Here is a 12,878-nt window from a genome sequence, read left to right on the forward strand (position 1 = left end):
AGAATCAAAGCGGGCCGCCCGCTCCTCCCAAAGCAGACGACCCTATTCCGTGGCGACGCAGACCGTGCTGTTAAAGCACGATCACATCAAGCGGCGGAAATCCGTTGAACCCAACCGAACTGTAGGAACTTGTGTAGGCTCCGCAAGCGCGAATCATCACTTTATCGCCATCGCGCAGGGCCAAAGGCAGGTGAACGGGTCGTTTTTCGTAAAGAATGTCAGCCGAATCGCAGGAGGGGCCAGCCAAAACGCAGGGTCCGGTCTCTTCGCCGTCATGCGGGGTGACGATCTGATAACGAATCGCTTCGCCTTCAGTTTCCGCCAAACCCGAGAAACGGCCGATATCCAGATAGACCCAGCGGTGTAGATCATCCGCAGATTTACGGCTCACCAAGATGACTTCAGCAGCGATATGACCGGCCTCAGCCACCAGACCACGGCCCGGCTCTGCCATCAGTTGCGGCACGTCGCCAAAGCGGGCTTTGACAGCCGAGATCACGGCAGCAGCATAGGCCCGCGGCGCTTCGATGCTTTCGCCGTAGAAGGCCGGGAAACCACCGCCGAGGTTCAGCAGTTGCAGGTCATGCCCATCGGCGCGGGCGGCGTGCCACAGCGGGGCCACTTGATCCAGCACTGGGTTCCAGAACTCTGCCTTGCGGGTCTGCGAGCCGACGTGGAACGACAGGCCGAAGGGCACAAGGCCCACAGCAACTGCATGGTTGAGCAGCGCAGGCAGGGCCGAACCGGCACAGCCGAATTTGCGGCTGAGCGGCCAGTCTGCCATGGAGTTTTCGACGATCAGGCGCAGGTAGACCCGCGCGCCCGGCGCATGGGCGGCGATCTTGTCGAGCTCGGCTTCGCTGTCAGCAGCGAACAGGGTCACGCCGGCGGAATGGGCAAAGGCGATGTCTGAGGCGCGTTTGATGGTGTTGCCGAAAGAGATGTTCTCGGGCTTCGCACCTTGGCTGAGGCAAAGCTCAATCTCGGCACGCGATGCCGCGTCAAAGCCGGAGCCTTTTTTAACCAACAGACGAATGATTTCCGCCGCTGGGTTCGCTTTCACCGCGTAATGGATATGCGCGTCGCCAAGACCGCTATGCAGCGCATCATATTGCGCGGCCACACGCTCACGGCTGATGACAAGCGTCGGCTTGTCAAAGCTGTTGGCGGCAATATAGGCAGCGGCCGGATCGGCAAATGAATTGGATGCGGCGCGCAGGGCACCGGGTACTGTAGCGTTCATGGTCATCTCCAAAGAGCAGGTGGGGCTGGTTCCCCGCGTGTCGTTTCAAGAGACGTTACCGTCGCTACATAAACGCGGGTCAGTCAGAGTAGGAACTGACCGGCCAGAGGCGCGTGCGTTGGCGTCTATATTGCGCCATGTACGCCGTTTTAGGATTCGTACAAGGGGTAAAATTACCCGCAATGCAAATTGTTAGTTTTCCTCGTCTTCCCAGTCACTACCGATGGGGTCGCGGTCTCTTTTGCGTTCTTCTTTGATCATATCTTTGGTCTCTTGCTCCTCTTCCGGGCCGGATTCTTCTGGGTCGCTTTCAGCCGCTTCGGTTTCGGCCAAGGCCAGAACAAACCACATTGGGAAGTGATCCGACCCAATCTTATCCAGCCGGTCCATTTCTAGCAGGCGGAACTGCGGGTCGTGGAACAGGTGATCGAGCGGCCAGCGCATCCACGGCATTGTCGCGCTGAACGTATTGTACATGCCGCGCCCCACGCGTGGGTCCAGCAGGCCCGAAAGACGCTGGAAGCGCCGCGTCGTCGTTGACCACGCCACATCATTCAGATCACCGGTCACAACGGCAGGCAGCGCGTCTTTCTCGGCTTCGATACCGACCATCGCAATTTCGCTGTCGCGGCCTTTGGTGTCGTGCTCGATCACTGGCGGCTCGGGGTGCACCACATAGAGGCGGAAGTCTTCGCCCACAGGCAAATGCACGCGCACGCGGATGGAGGGCACCTCGCGGGTGACCAACTCACGCACCTCAACCTCCGAAAGTGGCAGTTTGGACATCACGCACAGCCCATAGCCGTTCTGAAGCGGCACATCGATGCGCTGATCATAGTTCTTGCCCAGACCGTCGCCCAAGGCATCAATCCAATCTTGATCCACCTCAATGGCCATAAAGATATCCGGCACACGCGCCTCAACAAGGGCGATAAGCTTGCCATAATCGCGGTTGGATTTTTTGACGTTCGCGGCCACCAGACTGAAATGTCGGTCTGTCTCTCTGCGCAGCTCCGGCGAGGCGGACAGCGATTGCTTGCGCCAAATCGGCGTGAACTTGGTGATATAAAGCGCCTGAACCGCTGCGACGCCCAGCATCAGCGCAATGCCAATCATGCCCGAGGTCGTGGTCGGCCCCTGCACCAGCCCAAAGACGGCGGCCAGCAGCAGCGCCAGCCCGAGGAATTGCTCACGCGGAAAGGCCAGCCCCCGGATCGCCCCGAAAGGCAGTTTGCTCAGCGGCAGAAGGCTGCACAATACAAGCAGTCCCGCCAAGCCCCAGATCACCCAATTCAACGCCGTTTCCAAATCCATCCCCCGGGCGCGTTGCGCCCAATTTTAAATGCAAAACAGGGCACCGGAGAAACCGACGCCCTGTCACTTTAACACATCCTCGTGGCGAAAGTTCCTTCCGCCACACCGCCCTGAGGGGGCTTAACCCTTGGCTTTATCCTCTGCGTCGTCGTCTTCTTCGGTGCTGTCGGGCAGCGAGAAGAAGCTGTCGGCGTCGGAGTAATCGCCTTTCGAATGGTCTTCATCTTCCTCGTCATCCGTGCTGCTGCCGGAGAGAGTGAATGTTTCCAGGCCTTCGATGGCTGTGGGGATCTTGGGCTCGTTGTCCATGCCAAGGCTCTGCTCAGTCGACACCAGCTTGCGGCGCTCGTCGTCGTTCATCACCTCGCCAGCAGCGGCTTTCTTGGCAGCAGCTTTTTGCACGGCGGCGTCAAGCTCGGACTGTTTGCACAGGCCAAGGGCAACCGGGTCGATCGGCTGGATGTTGGAGATGTTCCAGTGCGTGCGCTCACGAATCGCTTGGATTGTCGGCTTGGTGGTGCCCACCAGCTTGCTGACCTGACCATCGCTAAGTTCGGGGTGGAACTTGACCAGCCACAGGATCGACGCCGGACGGTCCTGACGTTTGCTGAGCGGCGTGTAACGCGGGCCACGGCGTTTCTCTTCGCCTTCAGCAGCAGCGTTGAACTTGAGCTTCAGCTTGTGCAGCGAATTGTCCTGCGCCGCGTCGATCTCTTCTTGGGTCAGCTGGTTGTTGGCAATCGGATCAAAACCCTTCACGCCCTGCGCCACGTCGCCATCGGCGATGCCCTGCACTTCCAGCTCATGCATCCCGACAAAATCGGCGATCTGCTTAAAGCTGATGGTGGTGTTGTCCACGAGCCAGACGGCGGTGGCTTTGGCCATAATCGGTTTTGCCATGTCACTCTCCTAAAAACGCAATTTTCCCGTCGCCTGAAAGGCTGTCCTGTCTGGCAGAACGGTCTTCATTGTCGGGGAAGTTGTGGGCTGTATACTGGCTCAAACGTCATAAGGAAAGACCCAATGCGGCCACTGCGCGCCTGTCTGCTGATCCTCACCCTGCTCTCGCCCCTCTCTGCTATGGCCGAGGGGGAACGTGCGGGCGAATTCGATTACTACGTCATGGCGCTGTCGTGGTCGCCCAATTGGTGCGAATTGACCGGCGATGCGCGCCGCTCCCCGCAGTGCGACGCAGATAAAGATCACGGTTGGACCCTGCATGGGCTTTGGCCGCAGTACACCCGCGGCTACCCTTCCTACTGCCAAAGCGGGCAGCGCCCGCCCAACCGCACGCAAACCGGGGACATGGCCGATATCATGGGCACCGGCGGGCTGGCCTGGCATCAATGGAAGAAACACGGATCGTGCAGCGGGCTCGCCCCCGCAGATTATTTCGCCCTGTCCCGCGAAGCTTATGGCCGCATCACCCGCCCCGAAGTCTTTCGCAAACTTGACCGCACTGTCGCCCTGCCGGCTGCTGTCGTCGAAGAAGCGTTTTTAAAGGCGAACCCTGATTTGACCGCCCAAGGGATCACCATCACCTGCAAGCAAAATCATATCCAAGAGGCGCGCATCTGCCTGTCACGCAATCTCGAGTTCATCCCCTGCGGCCCAGATGTACGGCGCGATTGCAGCCTTGATAACGCTGTGTTCACACCGGTGCGATAGAGCATGAAGCCGTTATTCATGTGAAAGCGGGAGAGGCGCAATTTCCTCCCCCGCTATCAATTGCCTTTCGGCTCTCTCTCCAACACGGGTGATGGCGTCCCATTCCGTGATTAAAGTTAACGAATTATGTCTTAACAATTCGTTACTGTCTCAAATTTTACTGAACTTCGTCAGACGTGAGATCTCCGCCCACCGTCAAGACGATCTTGCCAATATGGCCACTGGCCTCCATCCGGCGGTGCGCGTCATTCGCCTCTGACAGATCATAGGTGCTGTCCATCACCGGGGACACGCGGCCTGCCTCCAACAGGGGCCAGACATTCTGCATCAATTCCTCGGCGATACGCGCCTTGGCCAGATCGCTTTGGGGCCGCAGGGTCGAGCCAGTCATGGTGAGGCGACGCGTCATCAACGTGACAAAGTTCACCTCCTCCTTGGCCCCTTGCAGGAAGGCGATTTGTACGAGCCTACCGTCTTCAGCCAAGGCTTTAAGGTTGCGGTTGATGTAGCTGCCGCCAACCATATCAAGGATCACATCCGCGCCGCCTTCGGCCTGCAGCACATCGACAAAATCCGTATCCCGGTAGTTGATCGCCACCTCGGCGCCCAGCTTCATACAGGCCGCGCATTTGCTGTCGGTTCCAGCGGTCACGAAAACCCGTGCGCCCAAGATGCGGGCCAGTTGGATCGCGGTCGTGCCGATGCCGGAAGAGCCGCCATGGATCAGCACCTTCTCCCCGGCTTTCAGCCCGCCCCGCATGAAGAGGTTGGACCAGACGGTGAAGAATGTCTCAGGCAAGCAGGCGGCTTCTTTCAGCCCCATCCCGTCGGGGATCGGCAAGCAATGCGCTGCGGGCGTGGCGACATATTCGGCATAGCCGCCGCCGGGCAGCAGCGCGCAGACCAGATCGCCCGGTGCCAGTGTCGTCACGCCGGGGCCGACCTCAACCACCTCGCCCGACGCCTCTAGCCCCGGTAGATCGCTGGCGGTTGCAGGGGGCGCATATTTGCCCGCGCGTTGCAGCGCATCAGGGCGGTTCACCCCGGCAAAGGCGACCTTAATGATGACCTGCCCGTGTTTCGGTTGGGGCCGGGGGCGGGTGGTGCCCTGCAGAACGTCCGGACCGCCGGGTTCGGTGATTTCGATTGCACGCATGGTCTGTGTCATGTCTGAAGTATCCTCGGGTCTGGTTTTGCCGCAGCCTAGCGGGCGGCCTCGGGGCGTGCACCCGGAATTTGAAACCCGGCGGAAGGGAGAGAGGCAGATGATCGCGCAGGATCGGTTCAGATGGCACGACGAGGCGCGGCTTTTCGCGGGATCGCAAGAGCTGCCCCGTGCGCCTGCCGGGGACTGTGATGACTTTCGCGTCCTGCCTGCAGCACCGGCCAATGACGCCCTTACCGGACTCGCTGCCGCGATCACGGATCAAGCGCCTTTCTGCCTGAGCGACCGGCCCAGGCGGGCAGACGAAATCACCTGCCCGCCGGGTGCGTTCCTGACCTTGACAGGCGGCGCGTCTGGCCTGCCTAAGGCCGTGCGCCGCAGCCAAGCTTCTTGGATTGCCAGCTTCGGTGTGAATGCTGATCGTTTTGCTCTGCGCAGCTCTGACGCGGTCGCGGTTTTGGGTCTGCTCAGCCATTCGCTGTCGCTTTATGCCGTTCTGGAGGCGCTGCACCTCGGTCTCGACGCGCATGTCTTAGCCGATCTTTCCCCCCGCAGGCAGGCGGCACAGATTGCCAAGGTCGGCGCAACGATCCTCTACGCCACGCCGACCCAATTGCGCCTGCTGGCACGTGGCGCTGCCACGCCCTTGCCAACGCTACGGCTGGTGCTTTGCGGCGGTGGTGCGCTCGACGCCGCCACGCGCGCGGCGGTTGAACGGCTCTGCCCCAACGCCGCCGTGCAGGTGTTCTATGGCGCGGCAGAGACAAGCTTTATTACGCTGGCCGATGCCAGCACTCCCGAAGGTTCAGTCGGACGCCCCTACCCCGGTGTCGATCTGCGCCTGTTGAACGCGGCGGGCCAACCGACAGCAGATGTCGGCGAAATCTGGGTTTCTAGCCCCTATCTCTTCGATGGATACGCCTCAGGCGACAGTACCGATACGCGCTGGCAAGATGGCTTTGTGACCGTAGGCGAAATGGGCGAATTGGATAAGGACGGGCATCTGTGGATCAAAGGACGGCGGCAGCGCATGGTGCAAATCGCCGACCAATTGGTGTTCCCCGAAGCGGTTGAGGCAGTGATCGCCGCGCACTCAAGCCTTCCTTGTGCGGTCCTGCCGCGCGACGACGCGCTGCGCGGGCAGCTTCTGGTGGCGGTGGTTGAAGGGGTGGAAAACCGTGCCCAAGCTGAGGGGATTATCGCGGCCTGTCGCGCGGAACTCGGCCCTTTGGCCGCCCCCCGGCGCGTATATTTTAACCCTGAACTGCCGCTGCTTGCTTCGGGTAAGATTGATCTAACCGCCCTTTCCCATTGGCTGGAGGGCCAACTTTGACCCGCGCCTATGTTGTCTCTGCCTGTCGCAGCCCGGTCGCACCACGTGGCGGGGCGCTGGCGCATCTGTCGTTGCCCGACCTCGCCGCGCCGGTTCTGATCGCCGCTTTGACCCGCGCAGGACTTGAACCGAGCCTAGTGGAAGAGGTGATTTGCAGCACGGCCCTCGGCCCCGGCGGCAACCCGGCGCGCAGCATCGCGCTGGCAGCGGGATTGCCTGAGCATGTGGCGGGCCTCAGCATTGATCGGCAGTGCGCGGGCGGTTTGGATGCACTGGCGCTGGCGCGGCAAATGATCCTGAGCGGCGCCGCGGAAGTGGTCGTGGCTGGCGGGGCTGAGAGCTATTCCCGCCAGCCGCTGCGCTATCGCACCTTCCCTGATGGCCGCCCGCCTGCAGCTTACACCCAAGCGCCCTTCACTCCTTGGCCAGAACGCGACCCCGAAATGGCGCAGGCCGCCGCCGCACTCGGCCTATCACAAGGCATCACCCGGCAAGCACAGGATGATTGGGCGGTAGAGAGCCATGCAAAAGCCCGCGCGCATCGGCCCGCAGAGACGGAACTGGTGCCGCTGGCGGGTACCGAGAGTGATACATTCACCCGCCGCCTCACCCCCGCGCTCTGCCGTCGTGCCAAGGTGCTTACCGGCGACATCACCGCTGCCAATGCCGCCGTTGCTGCCGATGCCGCGGCCTTTTGCATCGTCGTGTCAGAGCGTATAGCGGCAGGCCTCACGGGCCCCAAAGTTGAGTTAATCGCAGCAGCAACAAAAGGCAGCAGGCCGGAAGACCCCGGTTTAGCCCCATTGGTCGCGATTGAGGAGGTGTTTCGCCAAACTGGTTTGGCGGCCGCCGACCTTAACGTCGCCGAGATCATGGAGGCCTATGCCGTGCAGGCCATCGCCTGTGTTACCGGCGCAAGGATCGCACCTGAGATCGTCAACATTGGGGGAGGCGCTTTGGCACGGGGGCATCCGATTGGCGCGTCGGGCGCGATCAATGCAGTGCGGCTCTGGCATGAATTGGTGGCGCGGGGATCAGGCACCGGATTGGCAGCGATTGCCGCGGCCGGGGGGATCGGCTCTGCCGCGCTAATGCGGCTGTAGCGGCCCGCCCCCCTGGGAGAGCGGGCCAATCGTTTAACTGCGCGACAGCACGCTTGCGGGGCGCGCCTTGGCCAGACCGGAGGTGATGAAACCCGCCAGCACGGCTTTGATCAGGTCACCGGGGATGAAGGCTTGAACCAGCAAGGTCGCCTCGATCAGCGTCTTGTTCAGGGTCATCATCATGCCGAAGATGCCGAAGGCATAGACCACAAGGATGCCGCCCAAGACGGCGGAAACCCCAGCAGCGAGACCGACCGGCGCACTGCGCCACTGGTCCATGATAAAGCCGGTCACGAAGGCACCGATCGGGAAACCAACGAGGAAGCCAACGGTTGGCGAGGCAAAAACGCCCAGACCGCCACGGCCGCCAGCCAGAAGCGGCAGGCCAAGCGCCACCAGCGCCACAAACAGCAACGCCGCGAGACCACCGCGCCATGCGCCCAGCACGGTCCCGCAGAGCATGACGCCCAGCGACTGCGCCGTAATCGGCACACCAAAGCCAAGCGTGAATTTCGGGATCAGGCCCAGTGCCGCAATCAGCGCGGCGAAAAGGGCGATCATTGTCAGATTACGTTCCATTGGGAGGGTCCTTGGATTGAAGTTTTCAATGCCTAGGCCAGCCCTTTGCCCCGGTCAAGCAATCACAGCCCGCCCCGCGCGCGCAGCGCCTCGGCCACATGTTCAGCGTCATCAATGGCCAACACAGTGAAGGGCATCACAATCCGCCATCCTGCCCGCTTGCGTGACCGCGCCCGCCACGCCAACGACAGCATCTGTCCTTTGGCAGTTAGCACCGGCGTGAAACGTACCACGAGCGCCACCGCCAGCTCCAAGCTACGGGTCCGGACCCCAAAGCGGCGCAACGGCGTGGCGAGCCAGCGCACAACCGCCATCATATCGCTGAGTTTCGTGGTCATGGTCACAAGGTTGGCCAGCCCCACGGCGGTGATCATGCGCAAGACGATAACGAGGCCCGCCAGCGCATCACGGGTCAAGATATGCCACAACAAAATCATCGCAACAAAGGGCCAAAGCATCCGCAGCCGCCCCAGACCGACCCGCATGAATGCCCGCCCCGGCAGGGCATAGAGCAGCAGCATCCCGGCACAGAAGGCGGCCTGCCAGATCGGCTCTTCCACCCTGAAAAGCAGCAGCGTCGCAAGACAAAGCGCCCCCAGCTTGACCCCTGCGGGCCAGCCATGGGCGCGGGTCTCAACCGGCGAGGTCAGAGAGATCATCGCTCGCCCCCAGTTCCTTCATCCGCGTCTCGAAATTACGCAGCACCGGGCGCGCGCTGCCCTGCTGGGCAACTTCGCCGCCCTCTAGCCAGAGGATATGATCGTATCCTGCCACAGCAGCGGGATCGTGGGTGATATGCACCAGCGTTAGGTCGAGCCCGGCCAACACACGCTCAAGATGCAGCCGCGTCGGAATGTCGAGCCCGGCAAAGGGTTCATCAAGCACCAGCACCCGAGGCTGCATCGCCAGAACCGCCATCAGACAAACCAACTGCCGCTGCCCTTGGGAGAGTTGGTGGATCGACGCCTGCGCCCAGTGTCGCTTGTTGAACTGATCAAGAATCGCGGCCACGCCGCGTGCGGCCTCTGCTTTGGACTGGCCCATCTGCAGGAGGCCAAAAGCGATTTCCTCTTCCACGGTGGGAAAGATGATTTGATGGTCGGGGTTCTGAAACAGGATCCCCACAGCGCCGATCGCGCGGCGGCGGTCATGAGCCACGTCGACCCCGTTGATCCGCACCTGCCCCGTGTCTGCCGCCACCAACCCCGACAGCACCCGCGCGAAAGAGGTCTTGCCAGAGCCGTTGCGCCCCACAACTCCAATCCGCGCGGCATCAGACTTAAGGCTCACGTCGCGCAACACCGGCGTGCCGCCGGGGGTGTAGCTGATCCTGTCGATATCGATGAGCGGATGGGTCGGATTGATCATCGGGTGCCTGTGTAAAACCTGATGCCCTGCCCTACCATCTGGTGCACGGGCGGGGAAGCCCGCTGTCGCTCCGCGCTGCGCCTCAGCGCGGCGGCGTCCAACGCCCCGGAAGATTTGGGTCACGCTGCCCGCGCGGCGCTTTGATATGGCTCAGCAGCCAATTCGGCCCGGCCATCAAACGGCTCAGCGTCGGGCTTTCGCGCACCTGCGCCTTGAGCTTTTCGATCTGCATCACATCATCGATCCGCCGATCAAGGAAAGACCACGTCGCCTGATGCCCCTCACTGGTATCACCCAGCCAATAGAGCAGCGTGGCAGAATAGACGCCCGACAGCGTGGCCCGTTTGCTGTACCAATTCACATCGTCCGAGGTATCGCCAAGCGCGGTCCAGATTTTATCGCAGGTCTCCCACAGCAGGCCCGCCCCTTCGGGGGCGTGATGCGGCAGGGCGAAAAGCGTACTGCCCCGGCGGATCGCCTCACGGTCGCCCGCTTCGAGCCGCAGGCGCACGGCCTTGGCGATGCGATCTCGGAAGCGCAGGTTTGCCAGATCAGCCTCGGCCAGCCCTTCCAGCATCTTTGCATCGCCGCGTCGGTGATACGCCACGGCCAGATCGACCGAACCACGCGGGCAGACCGCACGGGCCAGCGCCGGGTCCAGACCACTGTCCTTGATCGCAGCATTGAAGGTCGCGGGGGACCAGCCGTCGAACGGCACATGCATCAATGCGGCATCAAGCAATTGGTCCTTTGGGTCGGCCTTGGGCGGGGTCATGGCGGGCTCCTATCGGGGCGTGATGGGGTGGACAAAGTTGATATAGGCTGTTATAGGCCCAATTCCTGCAATTCCTTGCAACTTTATCCTAGAAAGGTGGTGACAACCACATGCAGGTTAGTGTTCGCGACAACAACGTCGATCAGGCCCTTCGGGCTCTGAAGAAAAAGCTACAGCGCGAAGGCGTTTTCCGTGAAATGAAGCTCAAGCAACATTTCGAGAAACCGTCCGAGAAAAAAGCGCGCGAGAAAGCTGAAGCGATCCGTCGTGCCCGTAAGCTGGCACGGAAAAAAGCGCAACGCGAAGGTATGATGTAAATCACTCCCGCGACACGCGACAGATATATGAGACCCCCGGTGCTTGATGGCAGCGGGGGTTTTGTTTTGTAGGGGAGAGCGGTTGGAGCCGGGCGGCGCAAAACCGGAGGCTGGTGCTCGGAACTTTAGCGATTGGGCAGCTTATGGCAGCAGTCATTACCCTGAGTACCCTAGCTAGAGCGCCGGCCCTTGAGCCGGTCTGGCGCTGCCCGGCGACCTTCGGCATCGGTTCCGGCGCGGCGCAGATCGTGTGCAATCCAACTACACCGGCAGCGCCGTGGTCTTACACACCGTCCGCAATGCGAAACTCGACTGCATCTGCGCTACACCCGGCAGCCGCGCCAAATGCTGACGGTGGATCCGCGCGAAATCCTCAGTGTTCTCCGCCACAATCTTCAGCAGATAATCCGCCGTTCCTGCCATCAGGTGACATTCCAGCACATCGGGAATACGCGACACGGATTTCTCAAAAGCTTCCAAAACCTCTTCGGCCTGCGCCTGCAGGGTGATCTCAACAAACACAGTCGTCGGCATATTCAGCTTGCGCGGGTCCAGCAGCGCCACGTAATCGCGGATATATCCTTCCTTTTCCAACCGCTGCACACGGCGGTGGCAGGCCGAGGGCGACAAATGCACCACCTCCGACAGTTCAGCATTGGACATTCGCCCATTCCGCTGCAAAGCGCGCAGAACACGTCGATCAATCTCATCTAAGGACATTTGCGCAATACTTTCGCGTAAAGTGGCAGTCAGGCGCGATTATATTCGAATAATACGCCCCATGGCGACCCCAAATTCGCAGCGATATGCACGGCAGTTGTGATAATCCTGTCCCACTACGGAGGAGGAGTGACCCCCATGAAAATCGGATGCCCGAAAGAAATTAAGCCACAGGAATTCCGCGTCGGCCTGACGCCCAATGCCGCACAAGAAGCCATTGCCCACGGGCATGAGGTGATCGTGCAGGCCGGGGCCGGTGTCGGCGCGGGATTCGAAGACGCGGATTACACTGCCGCAGGCGCAACCATCATCGACACGGCCGAGGAAATCTTTGCCAGCGCCGATATGATTGTCAAAGTGAAGGAACCACAGGCCAGCGAGCGCAAGATGCTGCGCGAAGGCCAGTTGCTCTTCACCTACCTGCACCTTGCACCCGACCCTGATCAGACCCACGACCTGCTGGCCTCGGGCTGCACCGCGATTGCTTATGAAACCGTGACCGACCGCAACGGCGGGCTGCCCCTGCTGGCGCCGATGTCCGAAGTCGCAGGCCGTTTGGCCCCGCAGGTCGGCGCTTGGACGCTGCAAAAGGCCAACGGCGGACGCGGTGTGCTGATGGGCGGCGTGCCCGGTGTTGGCCCGGCCAAAGTTATGGTTATCGGCGGCGGCGTTGTTGGCACCCATGCGGCACGGATCGCCGCTGGTATGGGCGCGGATGTGACCGTTCTTGACCGTTCACTCCCCCGGATGCGCTATCTCGATGATATCTACGGCGGCACTTTCAAGACTACCTATGCCAGCGCAGGCAACACCATCGAACTGGCACGCCAAGCAGATATGATCATCGGCGCAGTGCTAATCCCCGGCGCGGCGGCCCCCAAACTCATCAGCCGCGCGCAACTGTCCGAACTCAAACCCGGCGCGGCGCTGGTGGACGTGGCCATCGACCAAGGCGGTTGCTTTGAAACCTCCAAGGCGACCACACACCAAGACCCGGTCTATGACGTCGACGGCATCATGCACTATTGCGTGGCCAACATGCCGGGCGCCGTGGCGCGCACCTCGACCATCGCGCTTGGCAATGCGACCATGCCTTTCATGCTGGCGCTGGCCGACAAGGGGTGGAAACAAGCCTGCGCGGATGATCCGCACCTCAAGGCCGGGCTTAACGTCCATGCGGGCAAGCTGACCTACGCTGCCGTGGGCGAAGCGCTTGGCATCGACAGCATCACTGCGGATCAAGCCATCGCGGGCTGACACCCCTTTGAAACCACAAAGGCCCGCCAATCTGGC

14 protein-coding genes are annotated in these 12,878 nt (G+C 61.4%); 5 read left to right on the forward strand and 9 right to left on the reverse strand.

Features of this window, described 5'->3' with window-relative positions:
- Window positions 1-70 precede the first annotated feature (70 nt).
- From DSM14862_RS14890 to DSM14862_RS14900, 3 genes are all read right to left on the reverse strand, one after another.
- A complete protein-coding gene (locus DSM14862_RS14890) occupies window positions 71-1,249 on the reverse strand; it encodes a type III PLP-dependent enzyme (protein ID WP_007118101.1) in 1,179 nt (392 codons plus the stop codon).
- A gap of 186 nt (window positions 1,250-1,435) precedes the next feature.
- Window positions 1,436-2,557 (reverse strand): endonuclease/exonuclease/phosphatase family protein, encoded by a 1,122-nt coding sequence (locus DSM14862_RS14895; RefSeq protein ID WP_007118102.1) that lies wholly within the window; start codon window positions 2,555-2,557, stop codon window positions 1,436-1,438.
- A 120-nt stretch (window positions 2,558-2,677) separates the two neighbouring features.
- A complete protein-coding gene (locus DSM14862_RS14900; protein WP_007118103.1) occupies window positions 2,678-3,457 on the reverse strand; it encodes a DUF1013 domain-containing protein in 780 nt (259 codons plus the stop codon).
- 123 nt (window positions 3,458-3,580) lie between these two features.
- On the opposite strand from DSM14862_RS14900, the gene DSM14862_RS14905 reads away from it, so the two are divergent.
- Window positions 3,581-4,225, forward strand: coding sequence for a ribonuclease T2 family protein (locus DSM14862_RS14905; protein ID WP_007118104.1), 645 nt, complete (start codon window positions 3,581-3,583; stop codon window positions 4,223-4,225).
- 157 nt (window positions 4,226-4,382) lie between these two features.
- Here DSM14862_RS14905 and DSM14862_RS14910 read toward each other — a convergent pair whose 3' ends face one another.
- Window positions 4,383-5,393 carry an NAD(P)H-quinone oxidoreductase gene (locus DSM14862_RS14910; protein WP_007118105.1) on the reverse strand — a complete coding sequence of 337 codons (1,011 nt, stop codon included), beginning with the start codon at window positions 5,391-5,393 and terminating at the stop codon, window positions 4,383-4,385.
- 97 nt (window positions 5,394-5,490) lie between these two features.
- Between DSM14862_RS14910 and DSM14862_RS14915 the strand changes: the two genes are divergently transcribed.
- Together DSM14862_RS14915 and DSM14862_RS14920 are read left to right on the forward strand one after the other, a co-directional pair.
- On the forward strand, window positions 5,491-6,723 hold the full coding sequence (locus tag DSM14862_RS14915; protein WP_007118106.1) for an AMP-binding protein: 1,233 nt from the start codon (window positions 5,491-5,493) through the stop codon (window positions 6,721-6,723).
- Complete coding sequence (locus tag DSM14862_RS14920; RefSeq protein ID WP_007118107.1) at window positions 6,720-7,826, forward strand: thiolase family protein; 1,107 nt, start codon at window positions 6,720-6,722, stop codon at window positions 7,824-7,826. Before DSM14862_RS14915 ends, DSM14862_RS14920 begins: the two co-directional genes overlap by 4 nt.
- 33 nt (window positions 7,827-7,859) lie before the next feature.
- Here the strand turns inward: DSM14862_RS14920 and DSM14862_RS14925 are convergent, their stop codons facing one another.
- From DSM14862_RS14925 to DSM14862_RS14940, 4 genes are all read right to left on the reverse strand, one after another.
- Window positions 7,860-8,405 carry a biotin transporter BioY gene (locus DSM14862_RS14925; protein ID WP_007118108.1) on the reverse strand — a complete coding sequence of 182 codons (546 nt, stop codon included), beginning with the start codon at window positions 8,403-8,405 and terminating at the stop codon, window positions 7,860-7,862.
- Window positions 8,406-8,467: 62 nt separating this feature from the next.
- Entirely contained in the window at window positions 8,468-9,064 is a 597-nt protein-coding gene (locus DSM14862_RS14930) for an energy-coupling factor transporter transmembrane component T family protein (RefSeq protein ID WP_007118109.1), read from the reverse strand.
- Window positions 9,039-9,773, reverse strand: a complete 735-nt coding sequence (locus DSM14862_RS14935; RefSeq protein WP_007118110.1) for an energy-coupling factor ABC transporter ATP-binding protein — start codon at window positions 9,771-9,773, stop codon at window positions 9,039-9,041. The genes DSM14862_RS14930 and DSM14862_RS14935 overlap by 26 nt, the downstream gene beginning before the upstream one ends.
- Before the next feature lie 82 nt (window positions 9,774-9,855).
- Window positions 9,856-10,548, reverse strand: a complete 693-nt coding sequence (locus DSM14862_RS14940; protein ID WP_007118111.1) for a COQ9 family protein — start codon at window positions 10,546-10,548, stop codon at window positions 9,856-9,858.
- A 110-nt stretch (window positions 10,549-10,658) separates the two neighbouring features.
- On the opposite strand from DSM14862_RS14940, the gene rpsU reads away from it, so the two are divergent.
- Window positions 10,659-10,865, forward strand: a complete 207-nt coding sequence (gene rpsU, locus DSM14862_RS14945) for a 30S ribosomal protein S21 (RefSeq protein ID WP_007118112.1) — start codon at window positions 10,659-10,661, stop codon at window positions 10,863-10,865.
- A 261-nt stretch (window positions 10,866-11,126) separates the two neighbouring features.
- Here the strand turns inward: rpsU and DSM14862_RS14950 are convergent, their stop codons facing one another.
- Entirely contained in the window at window positions 11,127-11,585 is a 459-nt protein-coding gene (locus tag DSM14862_RS14950; RefSeq protein ID WP_007118113.1) for an Lrp/AsnC family transcriptional regulator, read from the reverse strand.
- Between the two features lie 138 nt (window positions 11,586-11,723).
- Here DSM14862_RS14950 and ald point away from each other — a divergent pair, with 138 nt between their 5' ends.
- On the forward strand, window positions 11,724-12,842 hold the full coding sequence (gene ald, locus DSM14862_RS14955; RefSeq protein ID WP_007118114.1) for an alanine dehydrogenase: 1,119 nt from the start codon (window positions 11,724-11,726) through the stop codon (window positions 12,840-12,842).
- Window positions 12,843-12,878 lie beyond the last annotated feature (36 nt).

It is taken from the genome of Sulfitobacter indolifex (genome assembly GCF_022788655.1).
GTDB classification, from domain to species: Bacteria; Pseudomonadota; Alphaproteobacteria; order Rhodobacterales; family Rhodobacteraceae; genus Sulfitobacter; species Sulfitobacter indolifex.

Coding starts and splice junctions, on each gene's coding strand:
- DSM14862_RS14890 (WP_007118101.1), bottom strand. CDS start 1,249: ATGACCATGAACGCTACAGTACCCGGTGCCCTGCGCGCCGCATCCAAT.
- DSM14862_RS14895 (WP_007118102.1), bottom strand. CDS start 2,557: ATGGATTTGGAAACGGCGTTGAATTGGGTGATCTGGGGCTTGGCGGGA.
- DSM14862_RS14900 (WP_007118103.1), bottom strand. CDS start 3,457: ATGGCAAAACCGATTATGGCCAAAGCCACCGCCGTCTGGCTCGTGGAC.
- DSM14862_RS14905 (WP_007118104.1), top strand. CDS start 3,581: ATGCGGCCACTGCGCGCCTGTCTGCTGATCCTCACCCTGCTCTCGCCC.
- DSM14862_RS14910 (WP_007118105.1), bottom strand. CDS start 5,393: ATGACACAGACCATGCGTGCAATCGAAATCACCGAACCCGGCGGTCCG.
- DSM14862_RS14915 (WP_007118106.1), top strand. CDS start 5,491: ATGATCGCGCAGGATCGGTTCAGATGGCACGACGAGGCGCGGCTTTTC.
- DSM14862_RS14925 (WP_007118108.1), bottom strand. CDS start 8,405: ATGGAACGTAATCTGACAATGATCGCCCTTTTCGCCGCGCTGATTGCG.
- DSM14862_RS14930 (WP_007118109.1), bottom strand. CDS start 9,064: ATGATCTCTCTGACCTCGCCGGTTGAGACCCGCGCCCATGGCTGGCCC.
- DSM14862_RS14935 (WP_007118110.1), bottom strand. CDS start 9,773: ATGATCAATCCGACCCATCCGCTCATCGATATCGACAGGATCAGCTAC.
- DSM14862_RS14940 (WP_007118111.1), bottom strand. CDS start 10,548: ATGACCCCGCCCAAGGCCGACCCAAAGGACCAATTGCTTGATGCCGCA.
- rpsU (WP_007118112.1), top strand. CDS start 10,659: ATGCAGGTTAGTGTTCGCGACAACAACGTCGATCAGGCCCTTCGGGCT.
- DSM14862_RS14950 (WP_007118113.1), bottom strand. CDS start 11,585: ATGTCCTTAGATGAGATTGATCGACGTGTTCTGCGCGCTTTGCAGCGG.
- ald (WP_007118114.1), top strand. CDS start 11,724: ATGAAAATCGGATGCCCGAAAGAAATTAAGCCACAGGAATTCCGCGTC.